Source organism: Amycolatopsis sp. CFH S0740 (genome assembly GCF_004522315.1).
In the GTDB taxonomy this organism is placed as follows: Bacteria; Actinomycetota; Actinomycetes; order Mycobacteriales; family Pseudonocardiaceae; genus Amycolatopsis; species Amycolatopsis nivea.
This window is the reverse complement of the sequence record NZ_SDLS01000004.1, coordinates 291472-309889: the sequence shown is the minus strand read 5'-3', so window position 1 is coordinate 309889 and position 18418 is coordinate 291472. Positions and strand designations below refer to the sequence as shown.

The 18418-nt window shown below is 71.2% G+C and carries 17 protein-coding genes; 13 read left to right on the top strand and 4 right to left on the bottom strand.

Annotated elements, in window-relative coordinates; translation table 11 throughout:
- Window positions 1–28 precede the first annotated feature (28 nt).
- Window positions 29–2059, top strand: coding sequence for a CocE/NonD family hydrolase (locus tag EIZ45_RS09865; protein WP_134662341.1), 2031 nt, complete (start codon window positions 29–31; stop codon window positions 2057–2059).
- A gap of 4 nt (window positions 2060–2063) precedes the next feature.
- Here the strand turns inward: EIZ45_RS09865 and EIZ45_RS09860 are convergent, their stop codons facing one another.
- The gene (locus EIZ45_RS09860; protein ID WP_134662340.1) at window positions 2064–4448 is read right to left on the bottom strand and encodes a molybdopterin oxidoreductase family protein; all 2385 of its coding nucleotides are present in this window, start codon (window positions 4446–4448) and stop codon (window positions 2064–2066) included.
- A 107-nt stretch (window positions 4449–4555) separates the two neighbouring features.
- Between EIZ45_RS09860 and EIZ45_RS09855 the strand changes: the two genes are divergently transcribed.
- From EIZ45_RS09855 to EIZ45_RS09845, 4 genes are all read left to right on the top strand, one after another.
- Window positions 4556–5005: a hypothetical protein gene (locus EIZ45_RS09855; RefSeq protein WP_134662339.1), complete on the top strand. Its 450-nt coding sequence runs from the start codon at window positions 4556–4558 to the stop codon at window positions 5003–5005.
- An 82-nt stretch (window positions 5006–5087) separates the two neighbouring features.
- Window positions 5088–5264, top strand: a complete 177-nt coding sequence (locus EIZ45_RS46050; RefSeq protein ID WP_158714487.1) for a hypothetical protein — start codon at window positions 5088–5090, stop codon at window positions 5262–5264.
- A 60-nt stretch (window positions 5265–5324) separates the two neighbouring features.
- Entirely contained in the window at window positions 5325–6257 is a 933-nt protein-coding gene (locus EIZ45_RS09850; protein ID WP_134662338.1) for a glycosyltransferase, read from the top strand.
- Window positions 6257–7468: a glycosyltransferase gene (locus EIZ45_RS09845; RefSeq protein WP_134662337.1), complete on the top strand. Its 1212-nt coding sequence runs from the start codon at window positions 6257–6259 to the stop codon at window positions 7466–7468. The genes EIZ45_RS09850 and EIZ45_RS09845 overlap by 1 nt, the downstream gene beginning before the upstream one ends.
- Before the next feature lie 62 nt (window positions 7469–7530).
- Here EIZ45_RS09845 and EIZ45_RS09840 read toward each other — a convergent pair whose 3' ends face one another.
- From EIZ45_RS09840 to EIZ45_RS09830, 3 genes are read right to left on the bottom strand one after another with little or no spacing between them, the layout of a single operon-like run.
- Window positions 7531–8421, bottom strand: a complete 891-nt coding sequence (locus tag EIZ45_RS09840; RefSeq protein ID WP_134662336.1) for a glycosyltransferase family 2 protein — start codon at window positions 8419–8421, stop codon at window positions 7531–7533.
- 2 nt (window positions 8422–8423) lie between these two features.
- Window positions 8424–9278, bottom strand: coding sequence for a glycosyltransferase family 2 protein (locus EIZ45_RS09835; RefSeq protein ID WP_134662335.1), 855 nt, complete (start codon window positions 9276–9278; stop codon window positions 8424–8426).
- A complete protein-coding gene (locus EIZ45_RS09830) occupies window positions 9275–10144 on the bottom strand; it encodes a polysaccharide pyruvyl transferase family protein (RefSeq protein ID WP_134662334.1) in 870 nt (289 codons plus the stop codon). Before EIZ45_RS09830 ends, EIZ45_RS09835 begins: the two co-directional genes overlap by 4 nt.
- A 62-nt stretch (window positions 10145–10206) precedes the next feature.
- Here EIZ45_RS09830 and EIZ45_RS09825 point away from each other — a divergent pair, with 62 nt between their 5' ends.
- The 8 genes from EIZ45_RS09825 to EIZ45_RS09790 all read left to right on the top strand — a co-directional run bounded on the left by EIZ45_RS09825 (window position 10207) and on the right by EIZ45_RS09790 (window position 18394).
- Complete coding sequence (locus EIZ45_RS09825; RefSeq protein ID WP_134662333.1) at window positions 10207–11151, top strand: NAD-dependent epimerase/dehydratase family protein; 945 nt, start codon at window positions 10207–10209, stop codon at window positions 11149–11151.
- Window positions 11152–11283: 132 nt separating this feature from the next.
- Entirely contained in the window at window positions 11284–12918 is a 1635-nt protein-coding gene (locus EIZ45_RS09820) for a carbamoyltransferase C-terminal domain-containing protein (RefSeq protein ID WP_134662332.1), read from the top strand.
- Window positions 12919–12938: 20 nt separating this feature from the next.
- Window positions 12939–13499: an SIS domain-containing protein gene (locus tag EIZ45_RS09815; protein ID WP_134662331.1), complete on the top strand. Its 561-nt coding sequence runs from the start codon at window positions 12939–12941 to the stop codon at window positions 13497–13499.
- Complete coding sequence (gene rfaE2 / locus EIZ45_RS09810) at window positions 13496–14863, top strand: D-glycero-beta-D-manno-heptose 1-phosphate adenylyltransferase (protein ID WP_134662330.1); 1368 nt, start codon at window positions 13496–13498, stop codon at window positions 14861–14863. Before EIZ45_RS09815 ends, rfaE2 begins: the two co-directional genes overlap by 4 nt.
- 17 nt (window positions 14864–14880) lie before the next feature.
- Complete coding sequence (locus EIZ45_RS09805; RefSeq protein WP_037813133.1) at window positions 14881–15567, top strand: SDR family oxidoreductase; 687 nt, start codon at window positions 14881–14883, stop codon at window positions 15565–15567.
- Window positions 15564–16502: a glycosyltransferase family 9 protein gene (locus EIZ45_RS09800; RefSeq protein ID WP_134662329.1), complete on the top strand. Its 939-nt coding sequence runs from the start codon at window positions 15564–15566 to the stop codon at window positions 16500–16502. The genes EIZ45_RS09805 and EIZ45_RS09800 overlap by 4 nt, the downstream gene beginning before the upstream one ends.
- Window positions 16495–17931 carry a UDP-glucose/GDP-mannose dehydrogenase family protein gene (locus tag EIZ45_RS09795; protein WP_134662328.1) on the top strand — a complete coding sequence of 479 codons (1437 nt, stop codon included), beginning with the start codon at window positions 16495–16497 and terminating at the stop codon, window positions 17929–17931. The genes EIZ45_RS09800 and EIZ45_RS09795 overlap by 8 nt, the downstream gene beginning before the upstream one ends.
- On the top strand, window positions 17855–18394 hold the full coding sequence (locus tag EIZ45_RS09790; protein WP_240690575.1) for a flavodoxin family protein: 540 nt from the start codon (window positions 17855–17857) through the stop codon (window positions 18392–18394). Before EIZ45_RS09795 ends, EIZ45_RS09790 begins: the two co-directional genes overlap by 77 nt.
- The last annotated feature ends 24 nt before the right edge of the window (window positions 18395–18418 follow it).

Below are 18418 nucleotides of genomic sequence, written 5' to 3'. Positions count from 1 at the left end.
GGCGCGCCGGGCCGGGTACCCGGCAGGCATGATCACGCGCGCTCTTCCCTCGCTGCCGTACGAGATCATGGAGGACGAGGACGTCCGGATCCCGGTTTCGGACGGCACCCGGCTGGCGGCGCGGATCTGGCGGCCCGCCGGATCGGAATCGCTGCCTGTGCCGGGGATCGTCGAGTACATCCCGTACCGCAAGCGAGACCTGACCTCCGTCCGCGACTCGATCCACCATCCCTACCTGGCCGGGCACGGCTACGCCTGCGTGCGCGTCGACCTGCGCGGCTCCGGGGAATCGGAGGGCGTGCTCGCGGACGAGTACCTGGAGCAGGAACAACAGGACGCCGAGGACGTGCTCGCCTGGCTCGCCGACCGGCCGTGGTGCGACGGGCGCACCGGCATGATGGGCATTTCCTGGGGCGGGTTCGCCGCGCTGCAGGTCGCGGCGCGGAAACCGCCGAGCCTCGGCGCGATCGTCATCTCCTCGTTCACCGACGACCGGTTCGCCGACGACATGCACTACATGGGCGGCTGCCTGCTGTCGGACAACATCGCCGAGTCCGGGACGATGTTCGGCGAGGCGACGATGCCGCCCGACCCGGCGCTGGTGGGGGACCGCTGGCGCGACATGTGGCGGGAACGGCTGGAAAACTGCAGCCTGTGGGCCGAACAGTGGCTGCGGCATCAGCGCCGCGACAGCTACTGGCGGCACGCTTCGGTTTCCGAGGACTACTCCGGGGTGCAGTGCCCGGTGCTCGCGTCCAGCGGCTGGGCCGACGGCTACTCCAACGCGGTCACCCGGCTGCTGTCGCATCTCGACGTGCCGTGCCGCGGGCTGATCGGGCCGTGGTCGCACAAGTACCCGCACCTCGGCGAGCCCGGCCCCGCGATCGGCTACCTGCAGGAAGTCGTGCGCTGGTGGGATCACTGGCTGAAGGACGTCGACAACGGGGTCATGGACGGCCCGGTCCTGCGCACGTGGATGCAGGAGAGCGTGCCGCCGTCGACGTCCTATGAGGACCGTCCCGGACGCTGGGTCGGGGAGGCGGAATGGCCTTCGCCGCACGTCCGGCCGACGGAGTACGCCCTCGCGCCGCACCGGCTCGCCCGGCCCGGAGAGTCGGTGGCCGAGGAGTCGCTGAGTGTCGCGTCGCCGTTGTCGGTGGGGCAGTTCGCCGGGAAATGGGCGTCGTACAGCGCGCCGCCGGATCTGCCGTACGACCAGCGCGAGGAGGACGGCGGCTCGCTCGTGTTCGACACGGATGTGCTCGCCGAGCGGTGCGAAATCCTTGGTGCGCCACGGGTACGGTTGCGAGTCTCAGCGGATCAGCCGGTGGCGATGGTGGCTGCGCGGCTGTCGGACGTCGCCCCGGACGGCCGGGCGACGCGGGTGACGTACGGCCTGCTGAACCTCACGCACCGGGACGGCCACGAGGAACCGGAACCGCTTGCGCCGGGCGAAGAGTACACAGTGGACTTTGAACTGAACGGGGTGGCGCAAGCGTTTCCGGCCGGGCATCGGATCCGGCTCGCACTGTCCACTTCGTACTGGCCACTCGCGTGGCCGCCGCCGAAACCGGTGACGCTCGCCGTGCGGACCGGCGCGAGCGCGCTGACCCTGCCGGTGCGGCCGACCGGCGAACCGGACGAGGTCGCCCCGGACGAGTTCGGCGAGCCGGAAGGGACGCCGCCGCTGCCGACCACGCAGGTGAGCCGTCCGGAGCAGAAGTGGACGGTGTCGCGGGACCTGGTCGACTACCGCTCCGCGCTGGACGTGGTGAAGAACTCCGGCACGATCCGGTACGACGACATCGATCTGGAGATCACCCGTGATGTGCATGAGTGTTACTCGTGGGTGGCGGATGATTTCTGTTCTCCGGTGGCGGAGACGTCGTGGACGGTGACGTTCGAGCGGGGGGAGTGGCTGGTGCGGACGGAGACGTATACGCGGGTCAGTTGCACGCCGGAGGAGTTCGTGATCGACGCGCAGCTGGACGGGTACGAGGGGGATCGGCGGTTGGTGTCGCGGAACTGGCATCGCCGGGTGCCGCGGGATCTGCTGTGAGCGGCTAGTCGACGAGCTGTTCGGACACCGTCCGGTTGCCGAGCGCGATGGTTTCCTTCGGGTTCCCGTCGGAGATCTTGCGCAGCGCCGCGGCGGCTGTCTTGAACAGCGGCTGCTTCGACACCGGATCCCAGGCCGTGATGGTCAGTTCGTTGGCCGCACGGACGCCGTCCGCGCCGGTCGGGTCGGCGGTGTCCCAGTAGCCGTAATGGAAGGGCAGGAACAGCACTCCGTCGCGGATCCCGCACGGGCGCGCCTTGGCGCGGACGCGGCCGCGCGGGGTGCGGATCTCGAGCAGGTCGCCCTCGGTGATTCCGGCGCGTTCGGCGTCCTGGCGGGACAGTTCGGCCCAGACTTCCGGGGCGGCGGTCTCCAGTTGCGGTGCGCGGCCGGTCTTCGTGCGCGTGTGGAAGTGGTACAGCGTCCGCCCGGTGATCAGCGCGAACGGGTAGTCGGTGCTCGGCGGTTCCTCCGGTACCAGGTACTCGGCGGGCTTGAGCATGGCTTTGCCGTCCGGGTTGTACTCGCGGTATTCCTCCGGGCTGACCGGCTCGCCGGTGTGCAGGTCTTTGCCGTATTCCTCGCAGTAGTCGGGATCGGCGAAGAATTTGCCGTCCGCGTAAAGGCGTTCGGTGCCGTCCGGATGGGCTTCGTCGACCGGCCACTGGACGCCGCTGACTACGCGGAGCTTCTCATAGGACAGTCCACTGTAGTCACAGGGTCGTCCGGCGGACGCCTTTTGCCAAGCCGCGTAGGCAGAATCCGAGTCGTGCCAGGGCGGGAAAGCCGCGCCGTCGCGGTCGCGCAGGTTCATGCGGCGGGCGTAGTCGAGGAAGATGTCGAGGTCTGGGCGCGCTTGTCCGGGCGGGTCGACCGCTTTCTCGGACAGATGCACGGTGCGGTCGGCGTTCGTGAAGGTCCCGGTTTTCTCGCCCCACATCGCCGCGGGCAGCACCACGTCGGCGAATTCCGTGGTTTCCGTGCGGAACGCGTCCTGCACGACGAGGAAAAGGCTGTCCTGGCCGAGGATCTTCCGGACCCGCGCGAGTTCGGGCAGCGACACCGCGGGGTTGGTCGCGGAGATCCACCAGAAGCGCAGGTCGCCGCTCTCGGCGAGGTCGAGCATCTTCATCAGGTGGGTCGGCGGGCCGTCGTGCGGGATCTGCTCCATCGGCACGTTCCACAGGTCGGCCAGCTGAGCGACGTGCGCGTCGTTGTTCCAGTTCCGGAACCCGGTGAGATCGCCGTTGGCGCCGCATTCGCGGGTGTTCTCCGCGCTCGGCTGGCCGTTCATCTGCAAGACGCCGCAGCCTGGTTTGCCCAGCATTCCGCGCAGCAGCACCAGGTTGTTCACCTGCACCGCGGCAGCGGTCGCCTGGTTCGATTGGTAAAACCCTTGCAGCACAGTGCACAGCAACCGGTCAGTCGTGCCGACCAGTCTCGCTGCGGAACGAATTTCGTCGGCAGGCACTCCGCAGATCGACGCCGCGCGCTCGGGCGGATAGTCGCGGACGACCTTGAGGAGATCGTCGTAGCCGACAGTGTGCTCGTCGATCCACGCCTCGTCGCACCAGCCGTGCAGGATGACCTCGTGCAGGATTCCGTTCATCAGCGCGACATTCGTGCCGGGCAGCGGAGCCAGATGCAGTTCGGCGGCTTCCGCGACCGGCGTCCGCCGCGGGTCGACGCACAGCAGCCGCGGCGGTCGCGGACCGGCGAGCCGGTCGAGGATGCGGGACCACAGCACCGGTTGCGTCGCGGCGACGTTGTGTCCGAACAGGGCGATGACATCGGCGTGGTCGACGTCGGTGTAGGAGGACGGCTGGCCGTCGCAGCCGAAGCTTTCCTTCAGCGATTCGCCCGCGGTCGCGGTGCACAACCGGGTGTTGCCGTCGAGGTGGTTCGTGCCGAGTGCGCCGCGGGCGATCGCGGCCAGCGTGTAGTACTCCTCGGCGAAAAGCTGTCCGCTGGTGTAGAAGCCGAGCGAGGTGGGGCCTTCGGTGTCGAGCAGTGCGCGGCTGCGCTGGACGATCCGGTCCATCGCTTCGTCCCACGTGGATTCGCGGAGCACCCCGTTGTCCCGCACCAGCGGAGTAAGCAGCCGGTCCGGTGCGTTGTTGGCCTGCCAGCCGAAGAGGTCCTTGGGGTCGAGCCGGCCGTGGTTGACGCGGTCGTCGGCCCGGCCGCGGACGCCGGCGATCCGGCCGTCCTTCACCGCGATGTCGAGACCGTCGCCGTTGGAATGCAGGACCGCGGCGGTGCGGACCCAGCGGTCGACGTCGCCCGGCTCGAGCCCGTCGGCGAGATGGCAGTCGACCCGCACCGGCCAGTCCTCGCCCGGACCGTACGGCGTGCGCGTGCCCCATGGTTCGGCGATTCCGTCCCGCACCCTGTCTCCCTCTCTCGCCCGACCCGCGCGGGTACCCCGGAAGGCGGCGGCCAAACCCCCGGGTTTCGCGCGCGTCCCCTCGGGTACGCGACCGGGAGGAGGCGCTGATGACTGAACGGATGCTCGTAGTCCTGGACGAAGCCGCGAAGGCCGAGGTCCCGCCCGGCTGGGGGCAGGCGGCACCGGACCACCGGATCGTGCCCTGTCCTCCCGGCCGGGCTTCCGTGCTGCTCAGAGAGGCCGCTGGCGCCAAACCGCTGGCCGATGTGCTGGCGGGCGGCCAGCTAGTGCCGGTCGCGTTGCGGCTGGCGGACCGGTACCCGGAGGCGGTGCGGTCGGTCCTGCTCGTCGGGCCGGACCCGGAGGGCGACGGCCGCGAGTCCCGCGAGTGGTTCGCCGCGCACGGCACGCACGTCGCCTCGGCCCGCGAGGCCGGGGTCGAGGTCGAGGTGCTCCCGCGCGGCCCGGCCGGCGCTCCGCTCACCGAACCGCGGGTGGCCGCGGCGGTGACGGCGACGCTGGACCGGCTCCCCGCGGTGCGCCGCCCGGACTGGTGACCTGTGGGTGCCCGGCGACGCGCCGAGCCAGGCCTCGCGCAGCAACGACGGACGGCTGGTTCAAGACCGTGCTGGAGGCGGCATGACTGACGAACGTCACCGGGAACCGGAACAAGAGGCGGCGAACCCGCGCCGCACCGAAGTCGACGAGGAGCAGGTGCCCCGCCGGCCGGAGCCGGAGAGCCCGCTGGAGGACGAGGAAGGCCGCTCGAAGCGCGGCCACCCCCAGCTGGGCGACAATTTCCGCGGCGAGAGCTGACCGGGGTACCCCGCGCATCCCCTCGTTTAACGTCGAATCCGCGCGGATAAGCCAGGGCGCATGAGGATCTTGCTCTGGCACGTCCACGGGTCGTGGACCGACGCGTTCGTCCGCGGGCGGCACGAGTACTTCGTCCCCGCGAGCCCCGAGGGCGCGCCGTGGGGGCTGGGTCTGGCGGGGCGGGACTGGCCGGGGGTGACCGAGGTCCCGGTCGACCGGCTCGCGGACGCCCGGCCGGACGTGGTCGTGCTCCAGCGGCCGGAGGAAGCCGCGTTCGTCCGGCCGCAGCTGGGCTCGCGGGTGCCGATGGTGTACGTCGAGCACAACGCGCCGCGGCACGGCGCGGCGGTGTCCCGGCATCCGATGGCGGGACAGGACGAGGTGCCGATCGTGCACGTCACCTCGTACAACGCGCTCATGTGGGACAACGGGATCGCGCCGGTGGTCGTCATCCCGCACGGCATCCCGGACCCGGGCGAGCGCTACACCGGCGAGCTGCCCGCGGGCGCGGCGATGATCAACGAACCGCGCCGCCGCGCCCGGGTGACCGGGGCCGATCTGCTGCCCGCGTTCCGCGAAATCGCGCCGGTGAACGTGTTCGGCATGGGCACCGACGGGCTGCCCGGCGGACAGGGCGACGTGCGTCCGCCGCGGCTGCACGACGAGCTCGCCCGGCACCGCGTGTATCTGCACACCGCGCGCTGGACGTCGCTCGGCCTGTCACTGCTGGAAGCGATGCACCTGGGCATGCCGATCGTCGCGGTCGCCTCCACCGAAGCCCCTTCGGCCGTGCCCCCGGACGCAGGGGTGTGCTCCGCCGACATCGAGGTGCTCGCGCGGAGGTTCCGCGAACTCGTGCACGAACCCGATTTTGCCGTGCTGGCCGGGAAAGCGGCCCGCGAGCACGCGCTGGCGCACTTCGGTCTCGACGCGTTCCTGGCGCGCTGGGACCGCCTGCTCACCGAAACCGCCCCCGCTGCGGAAGGAGTCTGATGAGGATCTCGATGGTGTCCGAACATGCCAGTCCGCTCGCCGCGCTGGGGGAGGAGGACGCGGGCGGGCAGAACGTCCACGTGGCCGACCTTTCCACGGCACTCGTGCGCGGCGGCCACGAGGTGACGGTCTACACGCGACGCGACGACCCGGACGCGCCCGCGACCGTGGAGACCCCGGCCGGTTACCGCGTGGTGCACGTTCCGGCCGGTCCCGCGCGCCGCCTGCCGAAAGACGAACTTTTGCCGCACATGGGGGAATTCGGCAGCTGGCTGCGCGACCGGTGGACGGAGGAGCCGCCGGACGTGGCGCACGCGCACTTCTGGATGTCCGGGGTGGCCACGGTGCTCGCCGCGCGCGAGGCCGGGGTGCCGACGGTGCAGACGTTTCACGCGCTCGGCGTGGTGAAGCGGCGGCACCAGGGGGATGCCGACACGAGCCCGCCGGACCGGATGCGGTTGGAGCGGATGGTCGGCAAACAGGTCGACCGGATCGTCGCGACCTGCTCGGACGAGGTGTTCGAACTGGCTCGGCAAGGGGTGCCGCGGCAGCGGATTTCGGTGGTGCCGTGCGGGGTCGACCTGGACCGGTTCGGGGTCGGCGGCCCGGTGGTGCCGCGGACCGCGCCGAAGCGGCTGGTCTCGGTCGGGAGGCTGGTGCCGCGCAAGGGGTTCGACCTGGCGATCGCCGCGTTGCCGCGGGTGCCGGAAACCGAGCTGGTGATCGCGGGCGGACCGGCGTCCGGGGCGCTTTCCCGCGACCCGGAGGCGCGGCGGCTGCGGCGACTGGCGGAGCGGCTCGGGGTGGCTGACCGGGTGCAGCTGGCGGGTCAGGTGAGCCGCGCTGAGATGCCAGCGTTGCTGCGCTCGGCGGACGCGGTGCTGTGCACGCCTTGGTACGAGCCGTTCGGGATCGTCCCGCTGGAAGCGATGGCGTGCGGGGTGCCGGTGGTGGCCGCCGCGGTCGGCGGTCTGACGGACACGGTGGTGGACGGGATCACCGGACGCTTGGTGCCGCCGCGCGACCCGGCCCGGCTGGCGGCTCGGTTGCGGGCGTTGCTGGACGAGCCCGCGGAGCTGGAGGCGCTGGGCACCGCGGGACAGGAGCGGGTCCGGGCGCGGTATTCGTGGGACCGGATCGCCGCGGAAACCGTGCGCGCGTACGAAAGAGCCATGCCAGTCAGCGAGTCCGACTGGGCCGCCGTGCGTTGACCACTGTCCGTGAAGGGCTCCTTGAGGGAATCTGATTCCCTCAAGGAGCCCTTCACGGACGGTTAACCGGTGTATCGGCGCGCGGCTGAGTTGCGTTGTGGCGCTTCCAGCAACCGCAAACCGTGCTCGACTTCGGCCGGGACCACGGCGCGCTCGCGGAGCACCCAGGGGAGGCCGCGCAGGCACTCCGCCACCGCGGCGACCGTCGTCCGGTCCCGGGGCGCGGAAGCCAGCACCGCGGCTCCCCGGCGGAACACCGAACGCCACGGGCGGCGCAACATCAACGTCCACAAGGTGTTCCGGATCCCCAGCCCCCGCCGCCGGCGCGGATCGCGCAGCTTCGACGGGGCGTGGTGGATCACGACGTCCTCCCGCCAGCACATCCGCCAGCCGAGCGCGGCGAGGTCGAGCGCGATCAGTTCCTCCTCCCCGCCGAGCCACATCCGCGGCGAGAAGCCGCCGACGTCGCGGAAGGCCCGCACCCGGAACATCGTCAGCCCGGCCATCACCCCGAGCAGCGCCGGACCGGGCAGCCACTCCGGGCCGGGCACCGGCGAAAACCGGAGTTCCGGCGTGATCGGGTCCTCCCGCAGGTCCGGTTCGACCAGGCAGCGCCCGGTCACCGAACCGAGCCCGGGATGCGCGTCCAGCACCTCGGCGGCGCGGGTGAGCGAGCCGGGCTGCCAGGTGGTGTCGTCGTCGCAGAACGCCACGTACGGCGTCGTCACCTCGCGGACGGCGATGTTGCGGCCGACCGCGCCGAGATTCCGGTCGAGCTTGATCAGCCGCAGTTCGGGGAAGTCGCGGGCGACGAGGTCGGCGGTGCCGTCGGTCGACGCGTTGTCCACCACGAGGATCGGTGGCCGCTCCGGCAGCGCGGCCAGGTGTCGGAGGGTTTCGCGCAGTTGTTCGCGGCGGTTGTGGGTGATCACCACGACGGACGTGCGGTTCATGGTTATCCTTCCGTCAGTCGGGCTTGGTGTTCGATGGCGGCGGGCAGCACGCGGCGGCGGGCCAGTGCGGGCGGGAGCCGGAGCGCTGCGGCGGGGAGTGCGGCGAGCAGAGCCGGTTCTCGCCGCGCGCGGGCGAGCAGCCGCCGGAGTTGGGTGGCGCAAACGTGGGCTGGACGTCGTTGCCAGCCGATGAGCAGTTGGTTTCGGGCCTCGGCACGCTGCCGCCAGCCAGGAGACGGGCGTGCTGGCGACGGATGGTGGTGCGCCACCACGTCCTCCGCGTAGCAGAGCTGCCAACCGGCCGCGGCGAGGTCATAGGACAGCAGCTGTTCCTCGGCACCGAAATGCAGCATCGGGCTGAACCCGCCGACCTGCAGGAAAGCCGACCGCCGGACGATCGCGGAGCAGGCCAGGAACCCGAGCACGAGCGGGCCGGGTGCGTCCGGCGGAGTCCCTAGCGGGCTGTGTGCGAGGGCCGGGGTGATGGGGTCCTCGCGTTCTTCCGGGCCGACCAAGGTGCGTCCGGTGAGGAGGCCGAGCCGGGGATGGGTGGCGAAGAGCTTTTCGGCGCGGGGGAGTGCGTCGGGAGCCCACCAGGAGTCGTCGTCGCTGAAGGCGACATACGGCGTCCGGGCGGCGATGACGCCCTGGTTGCGTGCCGCGGCACCGTGATTGTGCGGGCTTCGGATCACCCGCACCTGCTCGAAGGAAGCGGCGACGTCAGCCGTGTGATCCGTCGACCCGTTGTCCAGGACGATCACCGGCGGCAGCGGGTCCAATGTGGACAGTTGGGCAAGGGTGCGCGCCAGTTCTTCGGCGCGGTTGCGGGTGGCCACGACGACGGTCGTCCGGCTCACGGTATTTCCTTCAGCTCGCCGACGAGTTCGGCCAGCGGTCCGGGGAACGGGTGTTCCGCGGCGGCGCGGGCGCGTGCTTCGGCGGAGCAGCACCACTCGAACCACTCGTCGAGGTCGGCGCGGGTGGCGTCCGCAGGCAGGACAGCGGGCCAGCGCAGCGCGTGTGCTTGGGCGGTCACTTTGCCGCCGTGCGCGACGGGGTCGACGGCGAGCACCGGGACGCCAGCCTTCAAGCCGAGGGCGAGGCCGTGCAGCCGGGTGCTGACCAGGACATCCAATCGGGACACTGTGCTCACGAACTGGTCCGGCGTCGCGCAGTGCCGCCAGTCGTCGGTGGCGAGGCGGGTGTCGAGCGGGACGCGGCCGCAGTCGAGGTCGCGAAGCCATTCGGCGAGGATCGCGTGCACCGCGTCGTGCCGCCGGTCCGCGCCGTATTCGGGCTGGTCCGGTGCGAGCACCACGCCGACCACCGGCGGCGAGTCGAGCCGGGCGGCCAGCGAGAGGTCGGCGGCGCACGCGTCGCCGTCGTCGCGGGCGAGGACCACGTCGAACCCGGCGACGGCGGGGTCGGCCGGATCGGGCACGGACACGCCGATCGCCAGCCGACGGCACCGCGGGTAACGGCGGTGGAGGTCCTGGAGTTGCGTGCCGCGCAACGGGCCGCAGGCGAAGACGACGTGGGTGAACGCGTCCGGCGCGGCGTCGGCTAGGTGCGGGCCTTCGGGGCGGAACGCGGGGCTCCACACGGTCAGGTGGTCGACCCCTGCTCGGGTCAGGACGTCGCTCACCGCCCGTAAGCTCAGCACGTCTCCCGCGGTGGCCTCGCCGTGCCGGAAACTCGCCCAGCCGGTCAGGAGTACTCGCATGCCCGGCGGTTACCCGTGAGTCGCCGGGGTTAACGCGGCGCTGCGCGGGTATCCGCCGCGGCATGGCTTTCTCCCACGCGGTAGTCACCGGCGGAGCCGGATTCGTAGGCGCGCGGCTGTGCGCGAAACTGCTCGAAGAAGGCGCGAGAGTGACCGCGGTGGACAATCTCGCCACGGCCCGTCCCGGTTCGCTCGACGCGGTCGCCCGACATCCGCGGTTCCGCCTGCTGGAGCACGACGTGACCAAGCCGCTCCCGGTTCCCGGGGCCGTCGACGTCGTGTTCCACCTGGCCTCGCCAGCGTCGCCCCGGGACTATCTGCGACTGCCGCTCGAGACGTTGCGCGCGGGTTCGGCAGGCACCGAGAACGCCCTCGCCGCGGCGCGCGGGGCGCGGTTCGTTCTCGCGTCGACCAGCGAGGTGTACGGCGATCCGCTGGAGCATCCGCAGCGCGAAACCTATTGGGGCAACGTGAATCCGATCGGCCCGCGCAGCGTGTACGACGAAGCCAAGCGTTACGCCGAAGCGCTGACCAGCGCGATGCGGCGCACTGCCGATGCGAACACCGGGATCGCGCGCATCTTCAACACCTACGGCCCCGGCATGCGCGCGGACGACGGGCGGATGGTTCCGTCGTTCATCACCAAGGCGCTCGCGGGCGAACCGCTGACCGTCGAAGGCAGCGGACGGCAGACGCGGTCGTTGTGCTTTGTGGACGACACCGTCGACGGGCTGCTCGCGCTGGCGCGGTCGGACCATTCCGGACCGGTGAACATCGGCAACCCGCATGAGCTTTCGGTGCGGGAAATCGCGGAGCAGGTGATCGCGATCACCCAGTCGTCTTCGCGGATCGTGCACGTCGACGCGGCGGTGGACGATCCGCGGCGGCGGTGCCCGGACATTGCGCTCGCGCGTCGGGTGCTCGGCTGGGAGCCGCGAGTCGTTGCGGGGGAAGGGTTGCGGCGGACCGTCGAATGGTTCTCCCGGGGGCAAGCCGCCGCCGCGTAACCGGGTGCGTCGCTTCGCGGAGTAGCGACGTCCTGGGCTTTTGCGGCTGATTCGTTTATCCCCGACTTCGCCGGGTAGTGCTCCCGGGACGGCGGGCCACCGGGTCCGCCCCGCCGGAGAAGGGGTGAACGGGTGCGTTTCCTGGGAATCAACGCGGTGTTCCACGATCCCGCCGCCGCGCTCGTCGTCGACGGCCGGATCGTCGCGGCAGCCGAGGAGGAGCGGTTCAGCCGGCGCAAGCACGGCAAGCAGGCGGTGCCGTTCTCGGCGTGGGAACAGCCGGGCCAGGCTGCCCGGTGGTGTCTGGAGCGGGCCGGGCTCACCGCGGCGGATCTCGACGCGGTCGGGTTCTCCTACGATCCGGACCTGGTCGAACCCGGCCTCGCCGGACACGACCCCAGCGGCGAGGAACTGCGTACCGAATTCGCCCGCCGCGCCCCGAAATTCCTCGCCAGCGAACTGCCCGGACTCGACCAGAGGAAGGTCCGGTTCGTCCGGCACCACGTCGCGCACGCCGCTTCGGCGGCACTCGCCGGACCGCCGGGCGATTCGGCGGTTTTGGTCGCGGACGGACGAGGCGAAAGCACGTCATATCTGGCTGGTGAGTATCGCGACGGACGGTTCAAAGAGCTTGCCGCGCAAAAGCTTCCGCATTCGCTCGGTCTGTTCTACGAAGACCTCACCGAGCACTTGGGATTCGCGCGGTCGAGCGACGAATACAAAGTGATGGCACTGGCGTCCTATGGCGGACCGGTCCATCTCGACTATCTCCGCGAGCGCGTTTACGTAACCGGGGACGGGGGATTTCGCACTGAATTGATCGACTGGTCCGCCCTCGCGCCGCGCTGTTCTCCTGGCGACGAACTGACGCGTCGGCACGCGGATCTCGCGTCCAGCGTCCAGCAGGTGCTGGAGGAAGTGCTGCTCGACCTCGCCCGCTGGCTGCACGACCGGACCGGGCAACGGACGTTGACCCTGGCCGGTGGCATCGCGCTCAACTGCGTGGCCAATACCCGCCTGCATGCGGAAAGCCCCTTCGAGTCGATCTGGATCCAGCCCGCCGCCGGGGACGCGGGAACCGCGCTCGGCGCGGCACTCCAGCTGGCGGCCGACGCGGGGGAGCGGATCGAACTGATGTCCGGCGCCGCGCTCGGTCGCGAATGGACGGACGACGAGCTGGAAGCCATTCTGCAGAAGGCGAAACTGGATTACGAACGTCCGGACGACGTCTCGGACGCGGTAGCGGAGGCATTGGCGGGCGATCAGATCGTGGCCTGGTTCCAGGGCCGCGCCGAGTTCGGCCCGCGTGCGCTCGGGTGCCGGTCGCTGCTCGCGCACCCCGGCCGTGCCGGGAATCTGGAGCGGCTCAACGACGTGAAGGGCCGCGAGCAATTCCGTCCGGTCGCCCCGATGGTGCTCGCCGACCGCGCGGAGGAGATCTTCTCGCGCGGCCCGTTCCCCAGTCCCTACATGCTTTTCGTGCACGACGTCGCCGACGCGTGGCGCGAACGGCTGCCCGCGGTGACCCATGTGGACGGCACCGCCCGGGTGCAGACCGTCGACCCGGCCGACGATCCGCGCACCGCGCGAATGCTTTCCGGATTCGCGGACCGGACCGGTCTTCCGGTCGTCGTCAATACGAGCCTGAACACCGCGGGGCGGCCGATGGTCGATTCCCCGCGCGACGCGTTGGAGTGTTTCGGTTCGGCTCCGGTGGATGTTCTGGCGTTGGGACCGTTCCTGGTCCGGCGTCACCGGAGCCGCTGACTTTTCGAGGAGACACCGTCATGGCAGACCACTTCGCCGACTTGTGTTCGGCCGCGCAACGATTGCGCTTCGCGACCCCGCGCATTGCCGAATGGGGCGCTTACCTGGCCAGTGTTTTCGAGAACGGCGGGCGGTTGCTCGCGTGCGGCAACGGCGGGAGCGCCGCCGAAGCCCAGCACTTGACCGGCGAGCTGGTGGGCCGGTTTCGACGCGAGCGCCGTCCGTTGTCGGCGATCGCGCTGCACGCCGACACTTCGGCGCTGACCGCGATCGGCAACGACTACGACGAAGCCGAACTGTTCGCCCGCCAGGTCCGCGCACACGGACGGCCCGGCGACGTGCTCGTCTGCCTGTCGACCAGCGGCAGCAGCCAAAACGTCGTCGCGGCGGCGAAGGCGGCGCACGAGCTGGGCGTGACCACCTGGGCGTTCACCGGACCGGCTCCGAATCCGCTCGCCGCGCTGTGCGACGACGCGGTGGCGGTTGACGCGCCGAGCGTGGCCACCGTGCAGGAACTGCATCTGGCGTTGGTGCACGCGCTGTGCGAAGCCCTGGACGACGCGCTCGGGGTGCCCGCGTGAAGCCGCTGGTGGTGGTCGGCGACGTGTTCCTCGACGTCGATGCCGAGGGCGTCGCCGAGCGGCTGTGCCCGGACGCGCCGGTCCCGGTCGTCGACGTGACCAGCCGGTGGCTGCGCGCCGGCGGAGCGGGTCTCGCCGCGCTGCTGGCGGCCCGGTCGGCTGCCGAGGTGGTCCTCGTGACCGCGCTCGGCGACGATCGTTCCGCGCGCACGCTTGCCGGCCTGCTCGAACCGGAGGTGACGCTGGTGCCGGTCCCGCTGGAGGGCAGCACCGTGTCGAAGACCCGGATCCGCGCGGCGGGACAATCGTTGGTGCGCCTGGATTCCGGCGAAGGCACCGCATCCGCCGACGTCCTGCCGGATCGGGCGGAGCGCGCGTTGCGCAGTGCCGGGGCGATCCTGGTGGCCGACTACGGCCGGGGCATCACCCGGAACCCGCGGCTGCGAGAGGTGCTGACCGAACTGGCGGCCGAAATTCCGGTGGTGTGGGACCCGCATCCGCGCGGCGCGGAGCCGGTGCCGGGAACACGTCTGGTCACGCCGAACGCCAGCGAGGCCACCGCGGTGGTGCCGGACGCGCTCGAGTTGCCGGGGCTGCTGCGAGAACGCTGGAACGCCGACGCGGTCGCGGTGACGATCGGTTCGCGGGGCGCGTTGGTGGACGACGGCAGGTCGGTGCGGCGGATTTCGGTGCCGGACGGTGCGAAGGTCAGTGGCAGCGCGACGGATACCTGCGGCGCGGGCGACCGGTTCGCGGCGGCTGTGGCGGCCGGATTGCTCGACGGTGCTTCGGTTACGGAGGCAGTGCGCGTCGCGGTCGAGGCGGCAGCTCGCTTTGTCGCCGCAGGCGGGGCTAGCGCACTGTCCGTCGAGGAAGGGCGGATGTCCATTGAGGACTCTCCGGATTTCTCGGCCGGAAATGCCTTTTCGGTAGCGGAACGAGTCCGCGCGGCTGGCGGGCGGCTCGTCGCGACCGGCGGCTGCTTCGATCTCCTGCACCCCGGGCACGTCAGCCTGCTGCGCCAAGCGCGCGCTCTCGGCGACGCACTCGTGGTGTGCGTGAATTCGGACAGTTCCGTGCGCCGGTTGAAGGGCCCCGGACGTCCGCTGCTGTCCGCGCAGGACCGGGCCCGTCTGCTGACCGCACTGTCCGTTGTGGACGCGGTGGCGGTCTTCGACGAATCGTCCCCGGTGGCGATCCTGGAACGGCTGCGGCCGGACGTCTGGGTGAAGGGCGGCGATTACGCCGAGGCGGAGCTGCCCGAACGGGCGGTGGTCGAGCGGTACGGCGGCGAGGTCGTGCTGGTGCCGACCCTGCCCGGCTATTCGACGACGACGCTGGTCGCCGCCGCGGCCGGCCGGTGAATCCTCGAGGGAGTCTGATGCGTTCTCTTGGCAATGTCCTGATCACCGGCGGCGCGTCCGGTCTCGGCGCCGCGACGGTCGAAGCGGTCCGCGCGGAAGGCGGCACCCCGTGGGTGCTCGACCGCGCCCGGCCCGCCGACGGGGTGGACTACGTGCAGGTCGATCTCGCGGACTCCGCGGCGGCCGAGGAAGCCGTGCGCGAGGTCGCCGAACGGGCGGGCGGACTCGACGGGGTGGTGACCGCCGCGGGGATCGACGCGTGCGGTCCGCTCGGCGAGGTCCCGGCGAAGGACTGGGAGCGGGTCGTGCACGTGAACCTCCTCGGCACAGTCGCCGTGGTGCGGGCCGCGCTGCCGTATTTGGAGCAGTCCCACGGCCGGATCGTCACGGTTTCCTCGACGCTGGGCATCAAGGCAGTCAGCGACGCGACCGCGTACTGCGCCTCGAAATTCGGCGTCGTCGGTTTCACCCGCGCGCTGGCCGCGGAGCTGGCGGGCCGGGTCGGCGTGACGCTGCTCGTGCCGGGCGGGATGTGGACCCGCTTCTTCGACGACCGGACGGAGCAGTACCGGCCGCCCGCGGACGCGAAGCTGAACCGGCCGGAACACGTCGCCGGGACGGTGGTGTTCGCCCTCGGCCAGCCGCCGGACGCGGAGGTGCGGGAGCTGGTCGTGTGCGCTTCCGAGGAAGGTTCCTGGCCATGAGCGTGCTGGCTCTGCGCGCCCTCGGCATCGGCGACCTGCTCACCGCGGTCCCGGCGCTGCGCGGGCTGCGCCAGGCGTACCCGGAAGACCGCCTCGTGCTGGCCGCGCCGGAATGGCTGCGCGACCTGGTCGCACTGGTCGACGCCGTGGACGAACTGCTCCCCACGCCCGGCCTCGGCACCCTGCACTGGCCGGGCCCGCCGCCGCGGCTGGCGGTGAACCTGCACGGCAACGGCCCGGAGAGCATCCGCGACCTGATGGCCGTCCTGCCGGACACGCTGCTCACCCACCGGAACCCGGCGCTTCCGGAGATCCCGGGCCTGGACTGGACGCCCGGCATCCACGAGGTCGACCGCTGGTGCCGGCTGATCGAGTACGGCCAGTGTTCCGCCGACCGCCGGGACCTGCGGATATCCCCGCCGCCCGGGCCGAGTCCCGCGCCGGGGGCCGTCGTCGTGCACCCCGGGGCGGCGTTTCCCGCCCGGCGCTGGCCGCCGGAGAGGTTCGCCGAGGTGGCGCGCGACCTGGCCGCGGCCGGGCACCGCGTGGTGCTCACCGGCGCGGCGGCCGAACGCGAACTGGCGGAGGAAGTCGCGACCCGAGCCGGACTGGGTCCGGAAGCGGTGCTCGCCGGAGCGACCGGGCTGGCCGAGCTGGCCGCGCTCGTGGCGGAAGCGGCGCTGGTGGTGTGCGGGGACACCGGTGTCGGTCACCTCGCGACCGCTTTCGGCACGCCGTCCGTCCTGCTCTTCGGCCCGACGCCGCCCCGGTGCTGGGGTCCGCCGCCGGACGCTCCGCAGCACGTCGTGCTGTGGGTAGGCGACGTCGGCGATCCGCACGGCACCGAACCGGACGCCGGACTGCTGCTGCTGAGCACGGACCGCGTGCTGGCGGCCGCTCAGTCGGTGCTGCGCCAAGGGGTGTCGCATGGCTGAGCGGATCGGCGTCCTCGGAGCGGGCTACGTCGGGCTGACGACGGCGGCCTGCTTCGCCGCGATGGGGCATCAAGTGTCCGTTGTGGACATTGACGAGACGAAGGTTTCCCGGCTGCGGGCCGGAGAAGTCGACCTCGCCGAACCGGGGCTGACCGAGCTGGTCGCCGAAGGACTGAGGGAAGGCACGCTCGCCTTCTCCGGAGATTTCGCCGCGGCCGCCGGGTCGACGGTGGTGTTCTTGTGCCTGCCGACGCCACCGGGCGAGAACGGCACCCCGGACCTCAGCGCGCTCCGCAGCGCGCTCGGCGACCTCGGCCGAGTGCTCGCGCCGGGCACGATCGTGGTGACGAAATCGACCGTGCCGGTCGGGACCGCGCAGCTCGTCCCGGAGTATCTCGGCCGTGCCGACCTTCCCGTGGTCAGCAATCCCGAGTTCCTGCGCGAAGGCCATGTCGTGCACGACTTCCGGTGCCCGGACCGGGTGGTCGTCGGCGCCGATCCGCCGGATTCGCCCGCTGCGGAACGGGTTGCGCGGCTTTACGCGCCGACCGAAGCCAGAGTCGTGCGGACGAGCAGCGCGAGCGCCGAGCTGGCCAAGTACGCAAGCAACGGATTCCTCGCGGTGAAGGCGTCGTACGCGAACACGCTGGCCGAACTGTGCGAACAGTGCGGCGCGGACGTCCGTGACGTGGCCGCGGTGATGGGCCTCGACCCGCGGATCGGCCCGCATTTCCTGGCCCCCGGCCCCGGCTGGGGCGGGTCGTGCCTGCCGAAGGACGCCAGCGCGCTGTTGCGGGCGGCGGATTCGGCAGGCGTCGAATTCGGGCTGCTTCGCGACGCGGTGCGGGTGAACACCCGGCAGCGCACGCGCATGGTCCGCACGATCCGGACGGCGGCGACCGGGCGTCCGGACGGTTCGCTGGACGGCGTCCGGATCGGCGTGCTGGGGCTGGCGTTCAAGGCGGGCACCGGAGACGTGCGCGATTCGCCGGCGGTCGCGGTCGCGGCCGAGCTGGTCCGGCAAGGCGCCGAGGTCACCGCGTACGACCCGGCTGTCCAGTCCGAAATGGACGGAGGGACCGTCGTGGACGATCCCTATCTGGTCGCGAAAGACGCGGCCGCGCTGGCCGTTCTCACCGAATGGCCGGAGTTCCGCGACCTCGACTGGCCCCGGCTCGCCGAAGCGGCCGACCGGCCGGTCGTGGTCGACACCCGCAATGTGCTCGATCCCGACGTGCTGGCCGAGGCCGGGTTCGCCCGGATCGGCGTCGGCACCCCAGTGGAGGTTCCTGATGCGTGTTCTCGCCCTAGGCTGCACCCTCAAGCGCTCGCCGGACCGCTCCAGCAGCGACCTGATCGCCCGGCAGCTGCTCGACCTGTTCGCGGAGCGGGGAGTGACCGGCGAACTGGTCCGGGTGGCCGACCATGACGTGCGCCCCGGCATCGAGGCGGACATGGGCGACGGCGACGAATGGCCGGAAATCCGGCGCAAGGTCGCGGCCGCGGACATCGTGCTGATCTCGACGCCGACCTGGGTCGGGCACATGTCCAGCATCGCGCAGCGCGTGGTGGAACGGCTGAACGCCGAACAGTCCGAGACCGACGACGAGGGCCGGCCGGGGATGTTCGGCAAGGTCGGGGTCGTCGCGGTGGTCGGCAACGAGGACGGGGCGCACAAGATCACCGCGGATCTTTTCCAGTCGCTCAACGACATCGGCTTCACGATCCCGGCCCAGGGCGGCACGTACTGGAACGGGGAGGCGATGAAGGGCGGCGACTACCAGGACCTGGACGAGACGCCGGAAGCGGTCGCGTCGACGAACGCGACGCTGGTCCGGAACGCGGTGCATCTGGCTGAACTGCTGGGGAAGCAGCAGTATCCGGCTTCGTGACGTTGGAGGTACGTGAGGGGAACC